Annotated in this window: 13 protein-coding genes; 9 read left to right on the top strand and 4 right to left on the bottom strand. The window is 69.3% G+C overall.

Annotated elements, in window-relative coordinates; genetic code table 11:
* Positions 1-5 precede the first annotated feature (5 nt).
* The 4 genes from ACQW02_RS01355 (at position 6) to ACQW02_RS01340 (ending at position 5,028) form a co-directional block, all read left to right on the top strand.
* Positions 6-1,124 (top strand): MFS transporter, encoded by a 1,119-nt coding sequence (locus ACQW02_RS01355; RefSeq protein ID WP_431283482.1) that lies wholly within the window; start codon positions 6-8, stop codon positions 1,122-1,124.
* Positions 1,125-1,155: 31 nt separating this feature from the next.
* A complete protein-coding gene (locus tag ACQW02_RS01350; RefSeq protein ID WP_431283481.1) occupies positions 1,156-1,983 on the top strand; it encodes a hypothetical protein in 828 nt (275 codons plus the stop codon).
* A 67-nt stretch (positions 1,984-2,050) separates the two neighbouring features.
* Positions 2,051-3,286, top strand: a complete 1,236-nt coding sequence (locus ACQW02_RS01345) for an argininosuccinate synthase (protein WP_431283480.1) — start codon at positions 2,051-2,053, stop codon at positions 3,284-3,286.
* A gap of 20 nt (positions 3,287-3,306) precedes the next feature.
* Positions 3,307-5,028, top strand: a complete 1,722-nt coding sequence (locus ACQW02_RS01340) for a hypothetical protein (protein WP_431283479.1) — start codon at positions 3,307-3,309, stop codon at positions 5,026-5,028.
* Here ACQW02_RS01340 and ACQW02_RS01335 read toward each other — a convergent pair.
* The 4 genes from ACQW02_RS01335 to ACQW02_RS01320 form a co-directional block, all read right to left on the bottom strand.
* Entirely contained in the window at positions 5,025-6,476 is a 1,452-nt protein-coding gene (locus ACQW02_RS01335) for a hypothetical protein (RefSeq protein WP_431283478.1), read from the bottom strand. The genes ACQW02_RS01340 and ACQW02_RS01335 overlap by 4 nt on opposite strands.
* Positions 6,476-7,174, bottom strand: coding sequence for a dienelactone hydrolase family protein (locus ACQW02_RS01330; RefSeq protein ID WP_431283477.1), 699 nt, complete (start codon positions 7,172-7,174; stop codon positions 6,476-6,478). The genes ACQW02_RS01335 and ACQW02_RS01330 overlap by 1 nt, the downstream gene beginning before the upstream one ends.
* 69 nt (positions 7,175-7,243) lie before the next feature.
* A complete protein-coding gene (locus tag ACQW02_RS01325; RefSeq protein WP_431283476.1) occupies positions 7,244-9,310 on the bottom strand; it encodes a molybdopterin cofactor-binding domain-containing protein in 2,067 nt (688 codons plus the stop codon).
* Positions 9,307-10,275, bottom strand: coding sequence for a tripartite tricarboxylate transporter substrate binding protein (locus tag ACQW02_RS01320; protein ID WP_431283475.1), 969 nt, complete (start codon positions 10,273-10,275; stop codon positions 9,307-9,309). Before ACQW02_RS01320 ends, ACQW02_RS01325 begins: the two co-directional genes overlap by 4 nt.
* Before the next feature lie 150 nt (positions 10,276-10,425).
* On the opposite strand from ACQW02_RS01320, the gene ACQW02_RS01315 reads away from it, so the two are divergent.
* The 5 genes from ACQW02_RS01315 to ACQW02_RS01295 are packed head-to-tail and all read left to right on the top strand — an operon-like array spanning position 10,426 to position 16,711.
* On the top strand, positions 10,426-12,510 hold the full coding sequence (locus ACQW02_RS01315; RefSeq protein WP_431283474.1) for a hydantoinase/oxoprolinase family protein: 2,085 nt from the start codon (positions 10,426-10,428) through the stop codon (positions 12,508-12,510).
* A 5-nt stretch (positions 12,511-12,515) separates the two neighbouring features.
* Entirely contained in the window at positions 12,516-14,060 is a 1,545-nt protein-coding gene (locus tag ACQW02_RS01310; protein WP_431283473.1) for a hydantoinase B/oxoprolinase family protein, read from the top strand.
* A gap of 34 nt (positions 14,061-14,094) precedes the next feature.
* The gene (locus ACQW02_RS01305) at positions 14,095-15,051 is read left to right on the top strand and encodes a Bug family tripartite tricarboxylate transporter substrate binding protein (RefSeq protein WP_431283472.1); all 957 of its coding nucleotides are present in this window, start codon (positions 14,095-14,097) and stop codon (positions 15,049-15,051) included.
* On the top strand, positions 15,048-15,761 hold the full coding sequence (locus ACQW02_RS01300) for a class II aldolase/adducin family protein (RefSeq protein WP_431283471.1): 714 nt from the start codon (positions 15,048-15,050) through the stop codon (positions 15,759-15,761). The genes ACQW02_RS01305 and ACQW02_RS01300 overlap by 4 nt, the downstream gene beginning before the upstream one ends.
* Positions 15,758-16,711 (top strand): Bug family tripartite tricarboxylate transporter substrate binding protein, encoded by a 954-nt coding sequence (locus ACQW02_RS01295; protein ID WP_431283470.1) that lies wholly within the window; start codon positions 15,758-15,760, stop codon positions 16,709-16,711. The genes ACQW02_RS01300 and ACQW02_RS01295 overlap by 4 nt, the downstream gene beginning before the upstream one ends.
* The last annotated feature ends 7 nt before the right edge of the window (positions 16,712-16,718 follow it).

Raw genomic sequence — 16,718 nt, 5'->3', positions numbered from 1 at the left:
CCTTTGTGTCCGGCTGCGCGATGCGGATGCTGGACCCGCTGCTGCCCATGATGGCCGGCGAGTTTCTGGTGGCGGTCGGCGCCATGTCGCCAGTGATCGCGGCCTTTGCCTTGGCCTATGCCGGCGGGCAGTTGGTGATCGGGCCGGTCGGGGACCGGTTTGGCAAGCTGCGGATGCTGGCGCTGTCGCTGTTCCTGTTCGGGGGGGCGGTGATCGCCTGCGCCCTGGCGTCCGACCTGTCGCGGCTGGTGATCGCGCGGGTCGCGGCCGGGGCCACTGCGGGAGCGATTTTTCCGCTGGCGCTGGCCTGGGTGGCCGACAATGTGCCCTTCGCGGCGCGCCAGGCGATGATCGGGCGGCTGCTGACGGGGATGGTGCTGTCGCAACTGATCGCCGGGCCGATGTCCGGCATCCTGGGCGAGAATTTTGGCTGGCGGGCGAGTTTTGGCTCGCTGGCGGTGCTGTCGCTGGTCATGGGCGCGGCGCTGGCCTGGGGCATCCGCCGCCTGCCGGCCGCCGGGGTCGGTTCGGGCGGGATGGGGCTGTCCAACTACCTGCTGCTGGCCAGGCGCCCGGCCGCGCGGCGGTTGCTGGGGACGACGTTTATCGACGGGCTGTGCCTGTTCGGGGGGGCGTTTCCGTTCCTGGCGTCCTTCATGATCGAGGAGTTTGGCCTGGGTGCCTCGGGCGCCGGGATGGCGGTGGCGGGGTTCGGGTTGGGGTCGCTGGTCTATACGCGGCTGGCGGGCCGGCTGTTGGGGCGGTTGGGCGAGGGCGGGATGTTCGTCGCCGGCGGCGGGGCGGTGGGGGCCGCGCTCTGCGTGGTCGCGGCGGCGCCGAGTTGGTGGGTGGTGGCGGCGATGCAGCCGGTGCTGGGCCTGGCCTTCTTCATGCTGCACGGCACCTTGCAGGCGCGGGCGACCGAGGCGCTGCCGGAGGCGCGGGCGACGGCGGTGTCGGCCTTTGCCCTGTCGCTGTTCCTGGGGCAGAGCGTGGGGAGCCTGATTTTTGGGGTGGTGATCCATGAGGGCGGGTATCGCGCGGCTTTTGCGGCGGCGGGGGTGATGGTGATCCTGTTGGGGTTTTGGGCAAGGTGGGCGCTGGTCAGGCCGGTGGGGGCGTAGCATCCTCCGGTAAAAGAACCGGGGAAACGCCATGATCCAGCCCATTGCCCGGCGGCTTGCCGCCGCGATCGCCGCCCTGTTGCTCACGACGGGCCTTGCCGCCGCCCAGACCCGCCCGGTCGTGCGGGGTTTCGGAGCGGAGACGCCAACCGTCTTCCTCTTCGTCGGCAATAGTTTTTTCTACTATAATAACAGCATGCATGGTCAGATCGGGCAGTTGGTGCGCGGCCTTGGCGCGCGCGAAACGCGGCCCTGGCGGGCGGTCTCGGTGACCATCAGCGGGTCTGGGCTGGATTGGCATGATGTGGACAGCTACTTCCGCCCGAACGCGGTCGGCGCCTATTCCTTCGATGCCAACAACAACATCATCATGAACCCGCCGGGGCGGGTGTTCGACGCCGCGATCATGATGGATTGCAGCCAATGCCCGGTGCATCCGACGCTGTCGGCGGTCTTCACCGATTATGCGAAGCGGCACGCGGATACCGTGCGGCGGCATGGCGCGCGGCCGATCTTCTTCATGTCCTGGGCCTATGCCGACAAGCCGGAGATGACCGCGCAACTGGCCGAAGCCTATACCGTCGCCGGCAATGCCAATGATGCCCTGGTGATCCCGGCCGGGCTGGCCTTTGCCCGGTCCATCGCCGAACGGCCTGGGCTGAACCTCTATGTCGCCGACCTGCGGCACCCGAGCCTGGCCGGCACCTACCTGGCCGCCGCGACGGTCTATGCAGCGATCTATGGGCGCAGCCCGGAGGGCAGCAGCTACACGGCGGGGCTGGATCCGGAGACGGCCGCCTTCCTGCAATCGGTGGCCTGGCGGACGGTGCGGGAGTATTTTGGGACGGCAACGAACTAGCCCCGTCTTGCCCGCCCCGCCCCTTGGAGGCATACGCGCGGCGTCAGACCACGGGGATTTTGGGATCATGCGCGTAAAAGATGTGAAGAAAGTCGTGCTCGCCTATTCCGGCGGCCTCGATACCAGCGTGATCCTGAAATGGCTCCAGACCACCTATGCCTGTGAGGTGGTGACCTTCACCGCCGACCTCGGCCAGGGTGAGGAACTCGGGCCGGCCCGTGACAAGGCCCTGCTGCTCGGCATCAAGCCGGAAAACATCTACATCGACGACCTGCGCGAGGAATTCGTCCGCGACTTCGTCTTCCCGATGTTCCGCGCCAATGCGCTGTACGAGGGCTGCTACCTCCTCGGCACCTCCATCGCGCGCCCGCTGATCTCCCAGCGCCAGATCGAGATCGCCGAAATGGTCGGCGCCGACGCCGTCGCCCATGGCGCGACCGGCAAGGGCAATGACCAGGTCCGGTTCGAAGTCGGCTACTACGCGCTGAAGCCCGACGTAAAAGTCATCGCCCCCTGGCGCGAATGGGATTTGACCAGCCGCACCGCGCTGATCGCCTTCGCCGAACAGCACCAGATCCCGATTTCCAAGGACAAGCGCGGCGAGGCCCCCTTCTCGGTCGATGCCAACCTGCTGCACAGCAGCAGCGAGGGCAAAATCCTCGAAGAGCCCTGGGACGCGCCCGACGAAATGGTCTGGCAGCGCACCATCCGCCCCGAGGACGCCCCCGATGTGGCGACCGAGATCACCATCGAATTCGAACGCGGCGACGCGGTCGGCATCAATGGCGAACGCCTGTCCCCCGCGACCCTGCTGACGCGGCTGAACGCGCTCGGCAAGGCAAACGGGATCGGCCGGCTGGACCTGGTGGAAAACCGCTTCGTCGGCATGAAGTCCCGCGGCTGCTACGAAACCCCGGGCGGCACGATCCTGCACACCGCCCATCGCGCGATCGAGAGCATCACCCTGGATCGCGAGGCCGCGCATCTCAAGGACAGCGTGATGCCGCGCTATGCCGAGATCATCTACAACGGCTTCTGGTTCAGCCCGGAACGCCGGATGATCCAGGCGCTCGTCGACCACAGCCAGGCCAGCGTGTCGGGCGAGGTGCGGCTGAAGCTCTACAAGGGCAACACCATCGTCACCGGGCGCCGGTCGCCCAACAGCCTGTATTCCATGAAGCATGTGACGTTTGAGGATGACCAGGGCGCCTACGACCAGTTCGACGCCCAGGGCTTCATCAAGCTGAACGCGCTGCGGCTGAGGCTCGGCGCGATGGCGGGGCGCAAGGGCGGCGCGCTCTAGCGCCTGCCAGGAATCCGTCGGTGGCGCGGCGGTGGGATGATGTGGCGCTGGCCCTTCTGGGGCTGGCGTTGTTTGCCCTGCTGCTCGTCATGCGGCGGCAGGCGATGACGGGGGATGAGCAGCGCTACATCCTCTATGCCGCGTCGCTGTGGCGGCACGGCGGTTTCACGATGCCGGTGGCCGATTGGTCGGCGCTGCATATGGCGGCGAACCGGGTCGGCATCGACGACCTGCCGCGCGGGGGCGATGGCGCGGTGCTGATGCACCCTGTCGCCATGTCGGCGCTGGTGGCGCCGGTCGCGGCGCTGTTCCCGATCGATGGGCCGCGTTTCGTCAGCCTGGTCGCCGGGCTGGGCGGGCTGCTGGCGCTGCACCGGCTGTGCCGGGATGCGGCGGGGCGGGTACCGGCGCTGTTGGCGACGGCGATGGCGGCGTTTTCGATCCCGCTGCTGCCCTATCTGCATCTATTCGCCATGGAGTCCTTCGTCTTCGCGCTGGTCGCCTATGGCTGGTGGCGGGTGCGGCGGGCGGGGGAATCGGCTGCGGGCGATGTGCTGACGGCGCTGGTGCTGGTCGCCATTCCCTTTGTGCATCTGCGCGGGTCGGTGGTGGCGGCGGTGCTGTATGGCTTTTTGGTCTGGCCCAGCCTGGTGCGGCGCGATGCCGGGCGCCTGGCGCTGCTGGCGGTGCCGGGGGCGGCCGGGCTGGGGCTGCTGATCGCGATGAACCTGGCGGTGTACGGCGTCGTCACCGGGCCGGTGAATTCGGCGCGCCCTCCCCTGCCCTGGGGCTGGATCGAGGTCCTGCCCATGCAATTGTTCAACGTGCGGCACGGGTTGCTGGCCTATGCGCCGGTCTGGATCCTGGGCATGGCCGGGCTGATCGCCGGTGCCGTGTCGGGCAACCGGCTGGCGCGGCAGGGGCTGCTGCTGGCCCTGGTCGCGGCGCTGACCGGGGTCGGGGTCAATCCCGGCGAATGCTGGCCGGCGCGGTTCTGGGTGCTGTCGGTGCCGATGCTGACGGTCGGACTCGCCTTCTGGATTTCGCGCGAACGCGGCTGGGTGATGCGGGTCCCGGGCGCCGTGTTGGTGGCGCTGACCCTGGCCAATAGCGCGATGTTCTTCGCCGACCCGAACACCTTCCTGGACAACCGGCAGACCACCGTCACCTACCAACTGCTGTTCGACCGCGGCCTGCCGCTGCATTTTGGCCTGCTGCTGCCGGTCGAGATCGACCAGCCGGCGCAGGTCGCGACGGTGCGCGCCTTCCTGCTGGGTTTCGGGGCCTTGCTGGGGTTTGGCGTGCTGGCGGGTTTGCGTCCGGGCTGGCGCTGGGCGCTGCCGATGGTGCTGGTGCTGGCGGTGGGGGCGGAATTGGCGCGGGTCAGCGCCATGCCCGCCACGGGCTTCGCGCTGCGGCAGGGGGATGGCGGGGCGGAGGTGACGCTGGCCGCGCCGCAGCCGCTGCGGGCGCTGCAATTCGGGCGGGGGCTGGAGGCCTGGTACCTGGATCAGCTCCAGATCCTCGCGGTGCGGACGACGGGCGCCGATGGCGGCGCGCAGGCCGCCATGGGGCCGGCGAACCAGGTGGTCCCGCTACGCTGCGCCGGGGCGCTGGCCGCCGTCGCGCTGTCCAGCCCGACGGGGCTGGATGTGGCGGGGCAGACGGCGTTCCGGCTGCGGCTCTACGCGCCGGAGTCGGTGCTGGAACGCTGGGCGACGCGGCAGGGTATCGCCTGCTAGCCTCCTGGCCGCTTGCACCCATAGGGCGGCAGCCAGCAGAACCAGTCGATCCGCGTCCGCGCCGCCAGCGGCTGGGCCGGGCCGCGCTCCATCCCCGGCCAATCGGCCAGCGGCAGCACGAAATCCCGCCGCAGCCCGATCGCGCGAATGCCCGTGCCGAAGGGGACCAGCCGCATCTCATAGATATTGCGCATCGGCCCGGCGGCGTCGGTGATCGCCAGCGGCGCGAAGTAGGTTTCCGCCCAGCCGGGCGATGGCCCCGGCAGGTCCAGCGCCCGCACCGCCTGCCCGGGGGCGGCCGGCACGGCATCGATGCGGATGGCCAGGACCAGCAAGCCCGCCACGACCGCGCCCGCCGCCCAGGCGCGCGGCGCGGCCCGCAGCCCGCGCAGCCCGACCACGGCGATCAGCGCCAGCCCGGGCATGAACCACTTCCAGTAATGCACATTGCCGTAGCGCCAGAGCCCCGTCGGCAGCAGGTCGACATAGGCGACGTACAGCGCCAATTGCGCGACCACGACCAGGACCAGCAGGCGCATTGCCGACCCGGCCATCAGGGCGAAGGGCAGGCCGATGACGCTCAGCGCGATCCAGGGATGGCGGGCGATCAGCCCGGTGCCGTCGCCATACCAGCCGCGCGGTTCCACCAGCAGCACATAGGCTTTCCAGCCATAGGCATGCAGGTCGAAGCCCAGGGTCGCGGAATGCAGCATGTAGGGTGAGGCGGCGACACCATGGATCGCCACATGCACCGCGATCGCTGCAAGCCCGCCGGCCGCGCCGCCCGCCACCAGCCAGGCGACCCGGCGCAGGACCGCGCCGCGCTGGTCGGGCTGGCGCCACCACAGGGCTGCCTCGTGCAAGCCGACCACGGCCAGGATCAGGGCCGGCACCACGAGGTCGGAGGGCCGCAGCAGCAGCACCGCCGCCGGCAGCGCCCCCAGCAGCAGCGGGCGGGCGCGACCGGCCAGGTGATCGGCCGCCAGGACCAGCATGGCCCAGAGGCAGACGGCGGTGGGCGTGGTGCTCCAGGGCACCGCCCAGGCATCCAGCATCCGCCAGTCCAGGAGGGTCACGCCTGCAAAAACCGCCCCGGCCACCTGCGGCCCGACGCCGACGCGGCCGGCAAAAGCCATGAACAGCCGCGCCGTCGCCAGCAGGCAGGCGAGGTCCACGAAGAAGAACGGGTGCGTCCGGAAGGCGCGCGAGAACGGCGCGCCGAGCAGCGCGTAGCCCGGCGGATACCAATGCTCCGCCGAGGCCAGATTCCGCCCGGCAAAGGCCCGCAGCGACTTCAGGTAGAGCGACTGGTCCCACCAGCCCCACCAACCGAGCGGATAGTCGATATTGTTCCCCGGCAGCGCCGGATGGCCGAGGTAGGCCGCCACATAGGCAAGGACCAAGGCCGCCGCGAGCCAGCCAAGGCCGCGCGGCCAGACCAATGCCATCAGCCCAGGCACCGTTCCAGCATTTCGGCCGTCCGGCCATTGGCGATGGTGGCGGCCAGCGCGTTCCAGGCGGGGCTGCCGATGCGGGCGAAGGCGTGGTCGGCCCCCGGGTAGACATGCGCCGCGATCAGCGGATTGCCCGCGACCCCGGCCAGGATGGCGGCCTGGGCGGCGGGGGGGACGAACTTGTCCGCCTCGGCGATGTGCAGCAGCAGCGGTGCCGAGATCTTTGGGACATCGGCCAGCAAGCCCTCCAACCCGACGCCGTAGTAGGAGATGTTGCAATCGGCATCCGACCCGGTCGCCATCCTGAAGGCGAGCCTTCCGCCGAGGCAGAACCCCATGGTGCCGACGCGGCCATTGGCGCCCGGCAGCTTGCGGGCGACAGCAAGGGTGGCCGTCAGATCCTCGATCCCCTTGGCCTGGTCGAACTGCCCGAACAATTGGAAGGCGCGCGCCAGTTCGGGTTCCACCGTGTCGTTCAGGTCAAGCCCCGGCTCGATGCGCCAGAACAAATCGGGCGCCACGGCAAAATACCCCATGTCGGCGACCCAGTCGCAGAGCGCCCGCATCGCCTGGTTCACGCCAAAGATTTCCTGGATCAGCACCACGGTCCCGCCGCGCGGGGTTTTGGGTTCCGCCAGGTAGGCGCCGAAACTGCCGCTTCCGTCGGTGGCGGCGATGGTCAGTTGGGGCATGCGGGCTCTCCTGTCGGCTCTGGTCCAGTTTGCGACAGATGGGCGCCGGGGTCACGACAGGGGCGGCGTTTACAGGTTCTCCGGCGTGAAGGGCATTTTGCGCGGGCGGACGCCCAGCGCGTCATGAATGGCATTGGCGAGTGCGGCCACCGTTGGCCCGAAAGAGGGTTCGCCGGCGCCGAGGGGGCGTTCCTCGGGCCGGTCGATCAGCCGGACCTCGACCTTCGGGACCTCGGAAAAGCGCAGGATGGGGTAGGCGTCCCAGGTGTCGCTGGTGACGCGGCGGCGGTCGAAGCGGACGGCTTCCTTCAGCGCCTGGCTGGTGGCGTGGATGGCGCCGCCTTCCAATTGGTTGGTGGTGCCGTCGGGGTTCACGATCTCGCCCAGGTCGGCGGCGACCCAGAGGCGGCGGGCGCGGATGATGTCGGTGGCCTCGATCTCGGCCACCACGGCGCACCAGCCGCCGAGGTTCTTGTAGCGCGCGACGCCCATGCCCATCCCGAAGCCGTCGCGGCGGGCGCGGGTGGTCCAGCCCGCCATCTCGGCCGCGGCGCGCAGGACATCGGCGGCGCGGGTGTCATCCAGGTGGGCGAGGCGGAAGGCGAGAGGGTCCTGCCCCGCCTGGGCCGCCAGTTCATCCATGGTGGATTCGATGGCCCAGACGTTCAGCGGCGCGCCCAGGCCCCGCATCGCGGAGGTGCGGATCGGCATCGCCGTCACCCGGCGCTTGCCCACGCGCAGGTTGGGGATGCGGTAGAAGGGGATGGCGTTGCGATGCGCGCCGCCGCCGGTTTTTAGGGCGCCATCGATCGCGGTGGGTATGGCAAAGGGTTCGGCCAGGTTGGCGGCGGCCAGCAGGGTGGGCAGCGGCCCACGGCCGGGACGCGACGAATGGCCGTTGCTGGCGACGTCCAGCCGGAAGCCGGCGATGGCCCCGGCGGGGTCCAGGCCGGCCGAAACCTCCACCCGCATGGCGGAGGAGAAGGGCGACCAGCCCAGTTCATCGGCGCGCGTCCACATCAGCCGCACCGGCACGCCGGGGGCCGCGCGGGCGGCCAGGGCCGCATCCAGCGCCACGTCATCGGCGCCATTGTGGCCGTAGCAGCCGGCGCCCTCGGCATGGTGGATGAGGATCGCCTCCTCCGGCATCCGCAGCGCCTTGGCCAGGTCCATCCGCAAATTGTAGGGGCCCTGGGTGTGCGACCAGATTTCGACCGTGTCGCCATGCCATTGCGCGATGGCGCAGCACAGCCCGATGGAGGCATGCGCGACAGGCGGGCGGAAGAAGGTGGCGGTGACGCTGGGCGCGCCGGGTGCGTCGCCAAGTTCGGCGACCGGTTCCAGCGCGTCGGGGGCGTCGCGCAGCCAGTCGGACAGGGCGTGTTCGTCGGGCAGGGTGTCGCGCTCGGTCCAGATTGTGTCGCGTGCGAGCCGCGCCAGGGCGCGGTCCACCAAGTATTCGCTGGGTGCCAGCACGGCCAGGAAATCGCCGTCGCGGGCCAGGGTGGCGCCGGGTGGGGCGACCGGGTCGGCGGCCAGGGTCGCGCCGCGCGACGGCGGGCGCAGCACGCGGGCGGAGAGCATCCCCGGCATGCGGATGTCATGCAGGAAGCGCGCCTGGCCGAAAATCTTGGCGGGCAGATCGACGCGCGGAATGGCCTGGCCCGCGATGCGCCTTGCGGTGGCCGGCTTCGCGCGCGAACCGGGGGTTGCGTCGCAGTCCAGCAGGGCGCGATCGGCAAAAGCCCAATAGGAGCCGACCGGCCCGGACGGGCCGATGAAGGCGCCGTCCTCGACGCGCAGAGCCTCGACCGGGACGCCGGCCGATTGGGCGGCGACCTGCAAGAAAATGGCGCGAGCCTCGGCGCAGACATGGCGCAGGGCGGTGCCGCTGTTCTGCACCGACAGGCTGCCGGAGGTCACACCCTCATCCGGGCTGCCGGGGGTCGAGACGGCGCGCACCGCGACGCGGGACAAGGCCACGTCGAGTTCGTCCGCCGCGATCTGCGACAGCGCGGTCAGGATGCCCTGGCCGATCTCGACCTTGCCGGGGCTGATGGTGACGGTTCCGTCGCTGGCGATGTTCAGCCAGCGCGACAGACGGGGATTGGCGTCCAGGCTGCTGGGGAGGCTCATTCGGGCTGGATCCCGGCGATGCGGATATACTCGCGGCGCTTGTCGATATCGGCGCGCAATTGGGCGTCGTAATCGGCGATGCTCATCGCCGCGACCTCGGCACCCACGCGGGCGAAGGCTTCGCGCGTCGCCGGTTCGGCCAGGATGCGATTGATCTCGGCATGCAGGCGTTCGACGATCGGGCGCGGCGTCGCGACCGGCGCCATCACGCCGTTGAAGCCGATCATCTCATACCCCGGCAGGGTTTCGGCGACGGTCGGCACATCGGGCAGCAGGGCGGAGCGTTCGGTGCCGGTGGTCGCCAGGGGGCGGACGCGGCCGGACTGGATCAGCCCGGCCATGGTGGCGATGCCGTCGAACATCATCGGCACCTGGCCGCCGGCGATGGCGTTGCGGGCATCGCCCGACTGGCGGAAGGGGATGTGCTGCACCTCGATGCCCGCCATGTGGCGAAACACCTCAAAGGCGATGTGGTAGGGGGTGCCTGGCCCCGCCGAGGCGTAGTCCATCTGCCCCGGGCGCGCCTTGCACAGCGCGATCAGTTCGGGGAGCGTTCGCGCCGGCACGTCGGCATTCACCACCAGCACCTGCAAGGTGCGGTTCAGCGCCGCGACCGGGGCGAAGTCCCGCATCAGGATATAGGGGCGGTTGGGCATCAGGGTTTCGTTGGCGGTATGCGTCACTGTCAGCATCATCAGCGTGTGGCCGTCGGGCGGCGATTTCGCCACGAGGTCCGTGCCGATGATGCCGCCGCCGCCGGGCCGGTTCTCGACGACGAAGGGCTGGTTGAAGGCGCGGGACAGTGGGTCGGTCAGCAGCCTGGCAAAGGTATCGGCGCCGCCGCTGGCGCCGAAGGGGATGATGATCCGCACGCCGCGATTGGGCCAAGGCGCCGGCGCCTGCGCCATCGCCGCCTGCGGTAGTGCGGCGGCCAGGGCCGTGAGGACGGTGCGGCGTGTCGGCATGGCGTTTCTCTCCGATTGATTATGACAAATCTGGCACGAAGGCGCGGGGGCCGGAAGGCACTTGACGCAACATGCCTGGCTGAAACATGATCCGCTGATCAGGACCAAGTCCTGCAATGCGATACCAAAACATCGCTTCGGAGGATTGCCTTGTCCCAGACCCGCGCCGGCTTCGCGTTGGCCGTCGATATCGGCGGCACCTTCACCGACGTGGTCCTGCGCGGCCGCGACGGACGCGCCGTCACCGACAAGACCCTGACCACGCATACCAACCTGCTGGAGGGGTTTTTTCGCGCGGTGGATTTGGCGCTGGGCCGCGCGGGAGTCGCGCCCGCGCAGGTCGATGACGTGACGGTGCATGCGACCACCCTGGTCACCAACGCGGTGATCGAACGCCGCGGCCCGCCGACCGCGCTGCTGACGACCAAGGGTTTTTGCGATGTCCTGACCATCCGCAACGAACACCGCTACGACATGTTCGACCCCCAGATCGTGTTTCCGGAACCGCTGGTGCCGGATACGCTGACCTGGGGGCTGGACGAACGCATGTTTGCCGATGGCAGCGTGTCGCGCGGGGTCGATGTGGCGGAAGCGACCGGCATCGCGCTGGCGATGCGGGCGGCGGGCGTGCGCGCGGTCGGCATCTGCCTGCTGAACGCCTATCGCAACCCGGCCCATGAACGCGCGGCACGGGATGCGATCAACGCAGCGGCGCCGGAGATTCACGTGTCGCTGTCATCGGATGTGTCGCCGCAGATCCGCGAATATCCGCGGACCTCCACCACCGTGATGAACGCCTATACCCAGCCGCTGGTGGCGCCCTATCTGGATGCGCTGGCGGCGGAACTGACGCGGCGCGGCTTTCCGAACCGGCCGCTGATCATGCTGTCGAACGGCGGCGTCGTCGGCACGCGGGTCGCCGGTGCGTTTCCCGTGCGCATGATCGAAAGCGGCCCCGCCGCCGGTGCCCTGGCGGCGGTGCATTTCGCCGAGTTGCTGGGGCTGGACCGGCTGCTGTCCTTCGACATGGGCGGCACCACCGCAAAAGCCTGCCTGATCCTGGACCGCAAGCCGCTGGTCGCCGGTGATTTCGAGGTGGACCGCCGCTATCGCTTCAAGCCGGGCAGCGGGCTGCCGATCACCGTGCCATCGGTGGATATGATCGAGATCGGTGCCGGGGGCGGGTCCATCGCCCAGGTCGATGCGCTGGGCTTGCTGAAGGTCGGGCCGCGCAGCGCGGGGTCGGAGCCTGGCCCCGCCTGCTACGGGCGCGGCGGCAGCAACCCCACGGTCACCGATGCCGACGTGCTCTTGGGGCTGCTGGATGCCGAGCGCTTCCTGGGCGGCGACATGCCGCTGGATCGCACCGCCGCCGAGGCCGTGCTGGCGACGCTGGGCCAGGGCCTGGGCGTCGATGCCATCACCGCGGCGCGTGGTGTGTTCGAGGTTGTGTGCGAACAGATGGCCGGTGCCGCCCGCGCGCATGCCACCGACCGGGGCATCGACTGGCGTGGATTGCCGATGCTGGCCTTTGGTGGCGCGGGGCCGGTGCATGCGATGCGGGTCGCGGAATTGCTGGACTGCCGCAGCGTGGTCTTCCCGCCGATGGCCAGCGTCTTGTCGGCCTTTGGCACGCTGGTCAGCCCGGTGCGGCTGGACATGGTGCGCAGCATGCTGTCCGGGTTGGACACGCTGGATTGGGCCGCCGCGACCGCGCTGCATGACGCGATGGTCGCCGAGGGGCTGGGTGCCCTGGCCGAGGCGGGTGTCGCGGCATCGGCGGCGCAGTTCGCGCTATCGGCCGACCTGCGGTATCGCGGCCAACAGAATGAGGTGACGGCGGATATTCCCGCCGGCGTGCTGGCCGGGCGCGATGCCGCGACCCTGCGCGCGGTGTTCGAGGATGCGTATTTCCTCCTCTATGGCATCCGCCTGGATGATGTGCCGGTGGAGGTCGTCACCTGGCGCCTGTCGGTCAGCGGGCCGAACCCGGCATCGACCCCGCATCCCGCCCCCGGGGGCACGCCAGCGGCGCCACGCACGCATCGCCGCGTCGCGGTGGAAGCGGCAGCACCCAACATGCCGGTGTTCGATCGCGCATCCTTGGCCGTGGGGCAGCGTATCGCGGGGCCTGCGATCATCGAGGAACGCGAGACAACCTTGGTGATCCTGCGGGGGTGGGACGCCGCGGTGCATGCGTCGGGCGCCATCATCGCCACGCGGTCGGAAGGGTGAAGACCATGGACGGTATCGAGCTTGAAATCCTCTGGTCCAACCTGATCGCGACCGTGTCCGAACAGGCGCGCGCGCTGCAACGCATCGCCTTCAGCCCGATCGTGCGGGAGGCCGGGGATCTGGCGACCGCGCTGTTCGACCGGCACGGGCGGATGGTGGCGCAGGCGGTGACGGGCACGCCCGGGCATATCAACAGCCTGGCCGCCGCCGGCATTCATTTCGTGACGGCATTCCCGCCCGACACGCTGGCGCCGGGCGATGTGCTGATCACCAACGATCCCTGGCTGACGGCGGGGCATTTCTTCGACATCACGGTGATGACGCCGGTGTTTCGCGGCGGGCGCTGCATCGGCTTTTTCGGCAGCACGATCCATCACACGGATATCGGCGGCTATGGCGTCGGCGCCGGGGCGCGGGATGTGCACGAGGAGGGGCTGTGGATCCCGCTGGCGAAGCTCTACGAGAAGGGTGTGGCCAACACGCTGCTGCACGCGATCATCCGCCGCAATGTGCGCACGCCGGATCATGTGGCCGGCGATCTTTCGGCGCAGGTCGCATCGGGTCGCGTGGGGGCCGAGCGGCTGAATGCGCTCTGCGACCGCCATGACCTGTCCGACATCGAGGCGCTGGCCGACCAGGTCATCGCGCGATCGGAAGCCGCGACCCGCGCCAGCATCCGTGCGCTGAAGGGCGGCACCTTCCACGGTGAAAGCGTGTTTGACGTGCCGGGCGGGGAGAAGATCACCTTGCATGCGGCGGTGACGGTCGATCCCGTGGCGGGCGGCATCACCATCGACTTCGCGGGATCCTCGCCGCAGTCGGCCATCGGCATCAACGTGGTGCTGAACTACACGGCGGCCTATGCCAACTTTGCCATACGATCCTGCCTGGACCCCGACCTGCCCAATAATTTTGGCAGCCTGACGCCGGTGACGGTGATCGCGCCGGAGGGCAGTATCGTGAACTGCCGCTACCCGGCCCCGGTCAATGCGCGGCATGTGGTCGGCATGTATGTGCCGATGCCGGTGTTGAAGGCGTTGCACCAGGTCATGCCGGACCGGGTGCTGGCGGAGGGTTCGGGCGCGGTCTGGACCATCCAGATCCAGGGCCAGGACGACCAGGGGCGGGCCTTCACCTCGTCGATGTTCAACTATTCCGGCGGCATGGGCGCGCGGCGGGAAAAGCCCGGGCTGTCGGCCACCTGCTACCCGACCGGGGTCGCGGCGGTGCCGGTGGAGGTGCTGGAGGCCGCGATGCCCATCGTCTTCACGGCCAAGGAGTTGCGCCGCGGATCGGGCGGCGCCGGGCGGCAGCCTGGGGGGGATGGGCAGCGCATCGGCTACCGGATGCGCACCGCCGCCCCCTGGCTGCTGAACGTGGTCGCCAGCCGCACCGAACTGGGCCCCGAGGGGCTGGAGGGCGGGGCACCGGGCCAGGCCGGGCGCTTCCTGGTCAATGGCCAACCGCGCAGCGAAGCGCGCAAGATGCTGATGCAGCCGGACGACGACGTGCTGATGGAAACACCGGGCGGTGGCGGCTACGGTCAATAGCGACGCCCGGCAAGGGCGCGGGGGAGACACAAGAATGATCGCACGACGCGGCGCATTGCTGGGGATGCTGGCGGCCCCGGCCCTGGTCCATGCCCAGGGCTTCAACCGGCCCATCCGCTTCATCATCGGCTTTGGTGCCGGGGGGGCGGGCGACATCACCGTGCGGATGCTGGCCCCGCATATGCAGGCGGAGATCGGGCAGCCCATCGTGGTGGAAAACCGCCCCGGCGCAGGCGGCATCGTCAGCGCGGAAATGGTCGCGCGCGCGGCCCCCGATGGGCACACCATGTACCTGCTGACCACCAGCAACATGGCGGCCCCGGCATTCTACCGGACCATGCCCTTCGACGTGACCAAGGATTTCGCGCCCGTCGGGCGGATGGTCTGGTACGACCATGTCATCGCGGTCACGCCGACATTGGCCGTGCGGAACCTGACCGAGTTGATCGCGCTGGCGCGGCAACAGCAGGGGCGGTTGAACATCGCCTCGATCACCGCGGGCAATGCGCAGCATCTGGGCGTGGAATTGTTCCGCGCCATGGCGAATGCGCCGATGACCACCGTCACCTATCGCACCACGCCGGAACTGGTGAACGCGCTGGCGAGCGGGGAAGTCCAGGTCGCCGGCGAGCTCTTGGCGCCATTGCTGCCGCAGGTGGAGGCAGGACGGGTCAGGCTGCTGGCTGTCGCCGCGCCCACGCGCTTCCCAAACCTGCCGGACGTGCCGACCAGCGCGGAATCGGGCATGCCCGAGTATATCGGGCGGTCGTGGAACGCGATCGTCTTCCCCGCCAATACCCCGCGCCCGCTGGTCGATGCGATGAACCGCGCGATCCGCCGGGCGCTGGCGGTGCCGGATATCCGCACCCGGCTGCTGGACCTGGGCGGTGTGCCGGAGGCGTCCTCGCCGGAGGAACTCGGCGCGATGATCCCGGCCGAGGTCGCCGCCTGGGGCCGGATGGCGCAGCTCGCCGGGATCGAGAAGCAATGAGCGAGGCCGCACTGCGCGACGATCTGCTGCACGCCTATCATATTCTGGACGCGGATGGCCAGGCGAGCGGCATCGCGGGGCACCTGACGGCGCGGCTGCCGGGGGCGGATCGCTTCTGGTCGCATCGCTGGGGCGTGGGGTTTGACGAGGTCCGCGCCGATGGGCTGATCGAGGCGGATTTCGACCTGAAAACCTTGCGGGGCGAGGGTCGCGTCAACCCGACCCTTCATATCCATACGCGCATCTACCGCACGCGTCCGGATGTGACCTGCATCATCCACACCCATGGCAAGGCCGGCGTGGCCCTGGGCTGCACCGGCATGGTGCTGGAACCGATCACCCAGACGGGTGCGATCTTTTGCGACGACATTGCCTTGTTCGATGAGTTTCACGGCATCGTGCTGGACACGAACGAAGGCGATGCGATCGCCGCCGCCCTTGGCCCTCGTCGCGGCCTGTTGCTGAAGAACCATGGCGCGCTGGTGGTGGGCGCTTCGGTGGCCGAGGCCTGTATCGGCATGACCGTGCTGGAATGGGCCGCCGATGTGCAGTTGCGCGCCGCCGCGGCCGGGCCGCTGCAGCGGCTGGATGTCGCGGCCGCGGCGCAATCGAAGAAATTCCTGCTGGATGCCGACAATCTTGGCCTGCGTTGGGCATTCCTCAAACGAAAAATCGGCCGATCAAGGCCGTTCCTGGGAGCGAGCGCATGATCCGCCTGATCCTCTGTGCGCTGCTGATGGCAGCGCCCGCGATGGCGCAGACGCGCTATCCCGACCGTCCGATCCGCTGGATCATCGGCTTTGCCCCGGGCGGTGTCGGCGACACCACGGCCCGCCTGGTCGCGCCGAAATTGTCTGAGGCGCTGGGCCAGCCCGTGGTCATCGAAAACCGCCCCGGCGCGGGCGGCATCGCCGCCAGCGATACCGTGGCGCGCGCGACGCCGGATGGACACACGTTGTTGCTGGTGACGGCGACGGCGGCGACCGCGCCGCATCTGTTCCGTACCCTGCCCTATCACCCGATCAACGATTTTACCTTCGTCAGCCAGATCGCCTTCTTCGACCATATCATCGTGACGGGGGCGACCAGCCCGTTCCAGACCCTGCAGGACCTGATGACCAGCGCGCGGCAGAATCCGCGCAGCGTGAACCTGGGCTCGGTTTCCGCCGGCACGGCGCTGCATCTGTCGCTGGAATTGTTCCGCTCCATGTCGGGCATTCCGGCCGAGATCGTCACCTACCGCTCCACCGGCGAATTGTTGAATGCGGTTGCGACCAACGACATCCAGGCGGCGATGGAGGTCGCGGCCACCACCTTGACGCAGATTTCCGGTGGCCGTCTGCGGGCGCTGGCCGTCACCTCACCGGCGCGCATCCCGGTGCTGCCCGATGTGCCGACGGTGCGCGAAAGTGGTTTGCCCGACTACATCGTCCGCACCTGGAACGGCATGGCCGCGCCCGCGCGCACGCCGCGCCCGATCGTCGATCGGCTGAACGCGGAGGTGAACCGCATCATGGCGCTGCCTGAGATCCGCGACCGCCTGTTGCCGCTGGCCGTCACCCCGGCGGCCGGCACGCCCGAGGATCTGCGCGACCTGCTGGTGCAAGAAACCGCGCTCTGGGGCAATGTCATCACCGCTGCCGGTATCGAGAAGCAATAGGAGGCCC

The sequence above is a fragment of the Humitalea sp. 24SJ18S-53 genome, from assembly GCF_050632385.1.
GTDB lineage: Bacteria > Pseudomonadota > Alphaproteobacteria > Acetobacterales > Acetobacteraceae > Humitalea.
The sequence above is the reverse complement of the archived record's forward strand: the minus strand, read 5'-3'. Positions and strand labels throughout refer to the sequence as shown.

Bases quoted from the DNA above. Each gene is read 5' to 3' on its own strand.
- ACQW02_RS01320 (WP_431283475.1), bottom strand. From the start codon at position 10,275: ATGCCGACACGCCGCACCGTCCTCACGGCCCTGGCCGCCGCACTACCG.
- ACQW02_RS01330 (WP_431283477.1), bottom strand. From the start codon at position 7,174: ATGCCCCAACTGACCATCGCCGCCACCGACGGAAGCGGCAGTTTCGGC.
- ACQW02_RS01310 (WP_431283473.1), top strand. From the start codon at position 12,516: ATGGACGGTATCGAGCTTGAAATCCTCTGGTCCAACCTGATCGCGACC.
- ACQW02_RS01325 (WP_431283476.1), bottom strand. From the start codon at position 9,310: ATGAGCCTCCCCAGCAGCCTGGACGCCAATCCCCGTCTGTCGCGCTGG.
- ACQW02_RS01300 (WP_431283471.1), top strand. From the start codon at position 15,048: ATGAGCGAGGCCGCACTGCGCGACGATCTGCTGCACGCCTATCATATT.
- ACQW02_RS01350 (WP_431283481.1), top strand. From the start codon at position 1,156: ATGATCCAGCCCATTGCCCGGCGGCTTGCCGCCGCGATCGCCGCCCTG.
- ACQW02_RS01305 (WP_431283472.1), top strand. From the start codon at position 14,095: ATGATCGCACGACGCGGCGCATTGCTGGGGATGCTGGCGGCCCCGGCC.
- ACQW02_RS01295 (WP_431283470.1), top strand. From the start codon at position 15,758: ATGATCCGCCTGATCCTCTGTGCGCTGCTGATGGCAGCGCCCGCGATG.
- ACQW02_RS01335 (WP_431283478.1), bottom strand. From the start codon at position 6,476: ATGGCATTGGTCTGGCCGCGCGGCCTTGGCTGGCTCGCGGCGGCCTTG.
- ACQW02_RS01345 (WP_431283480.1), top strand. From the start codon at position 2,051: ATGCGCGTAAAAGATGTGAAGAAAGTCGTGCTCGCCTATTCCGGCGGC.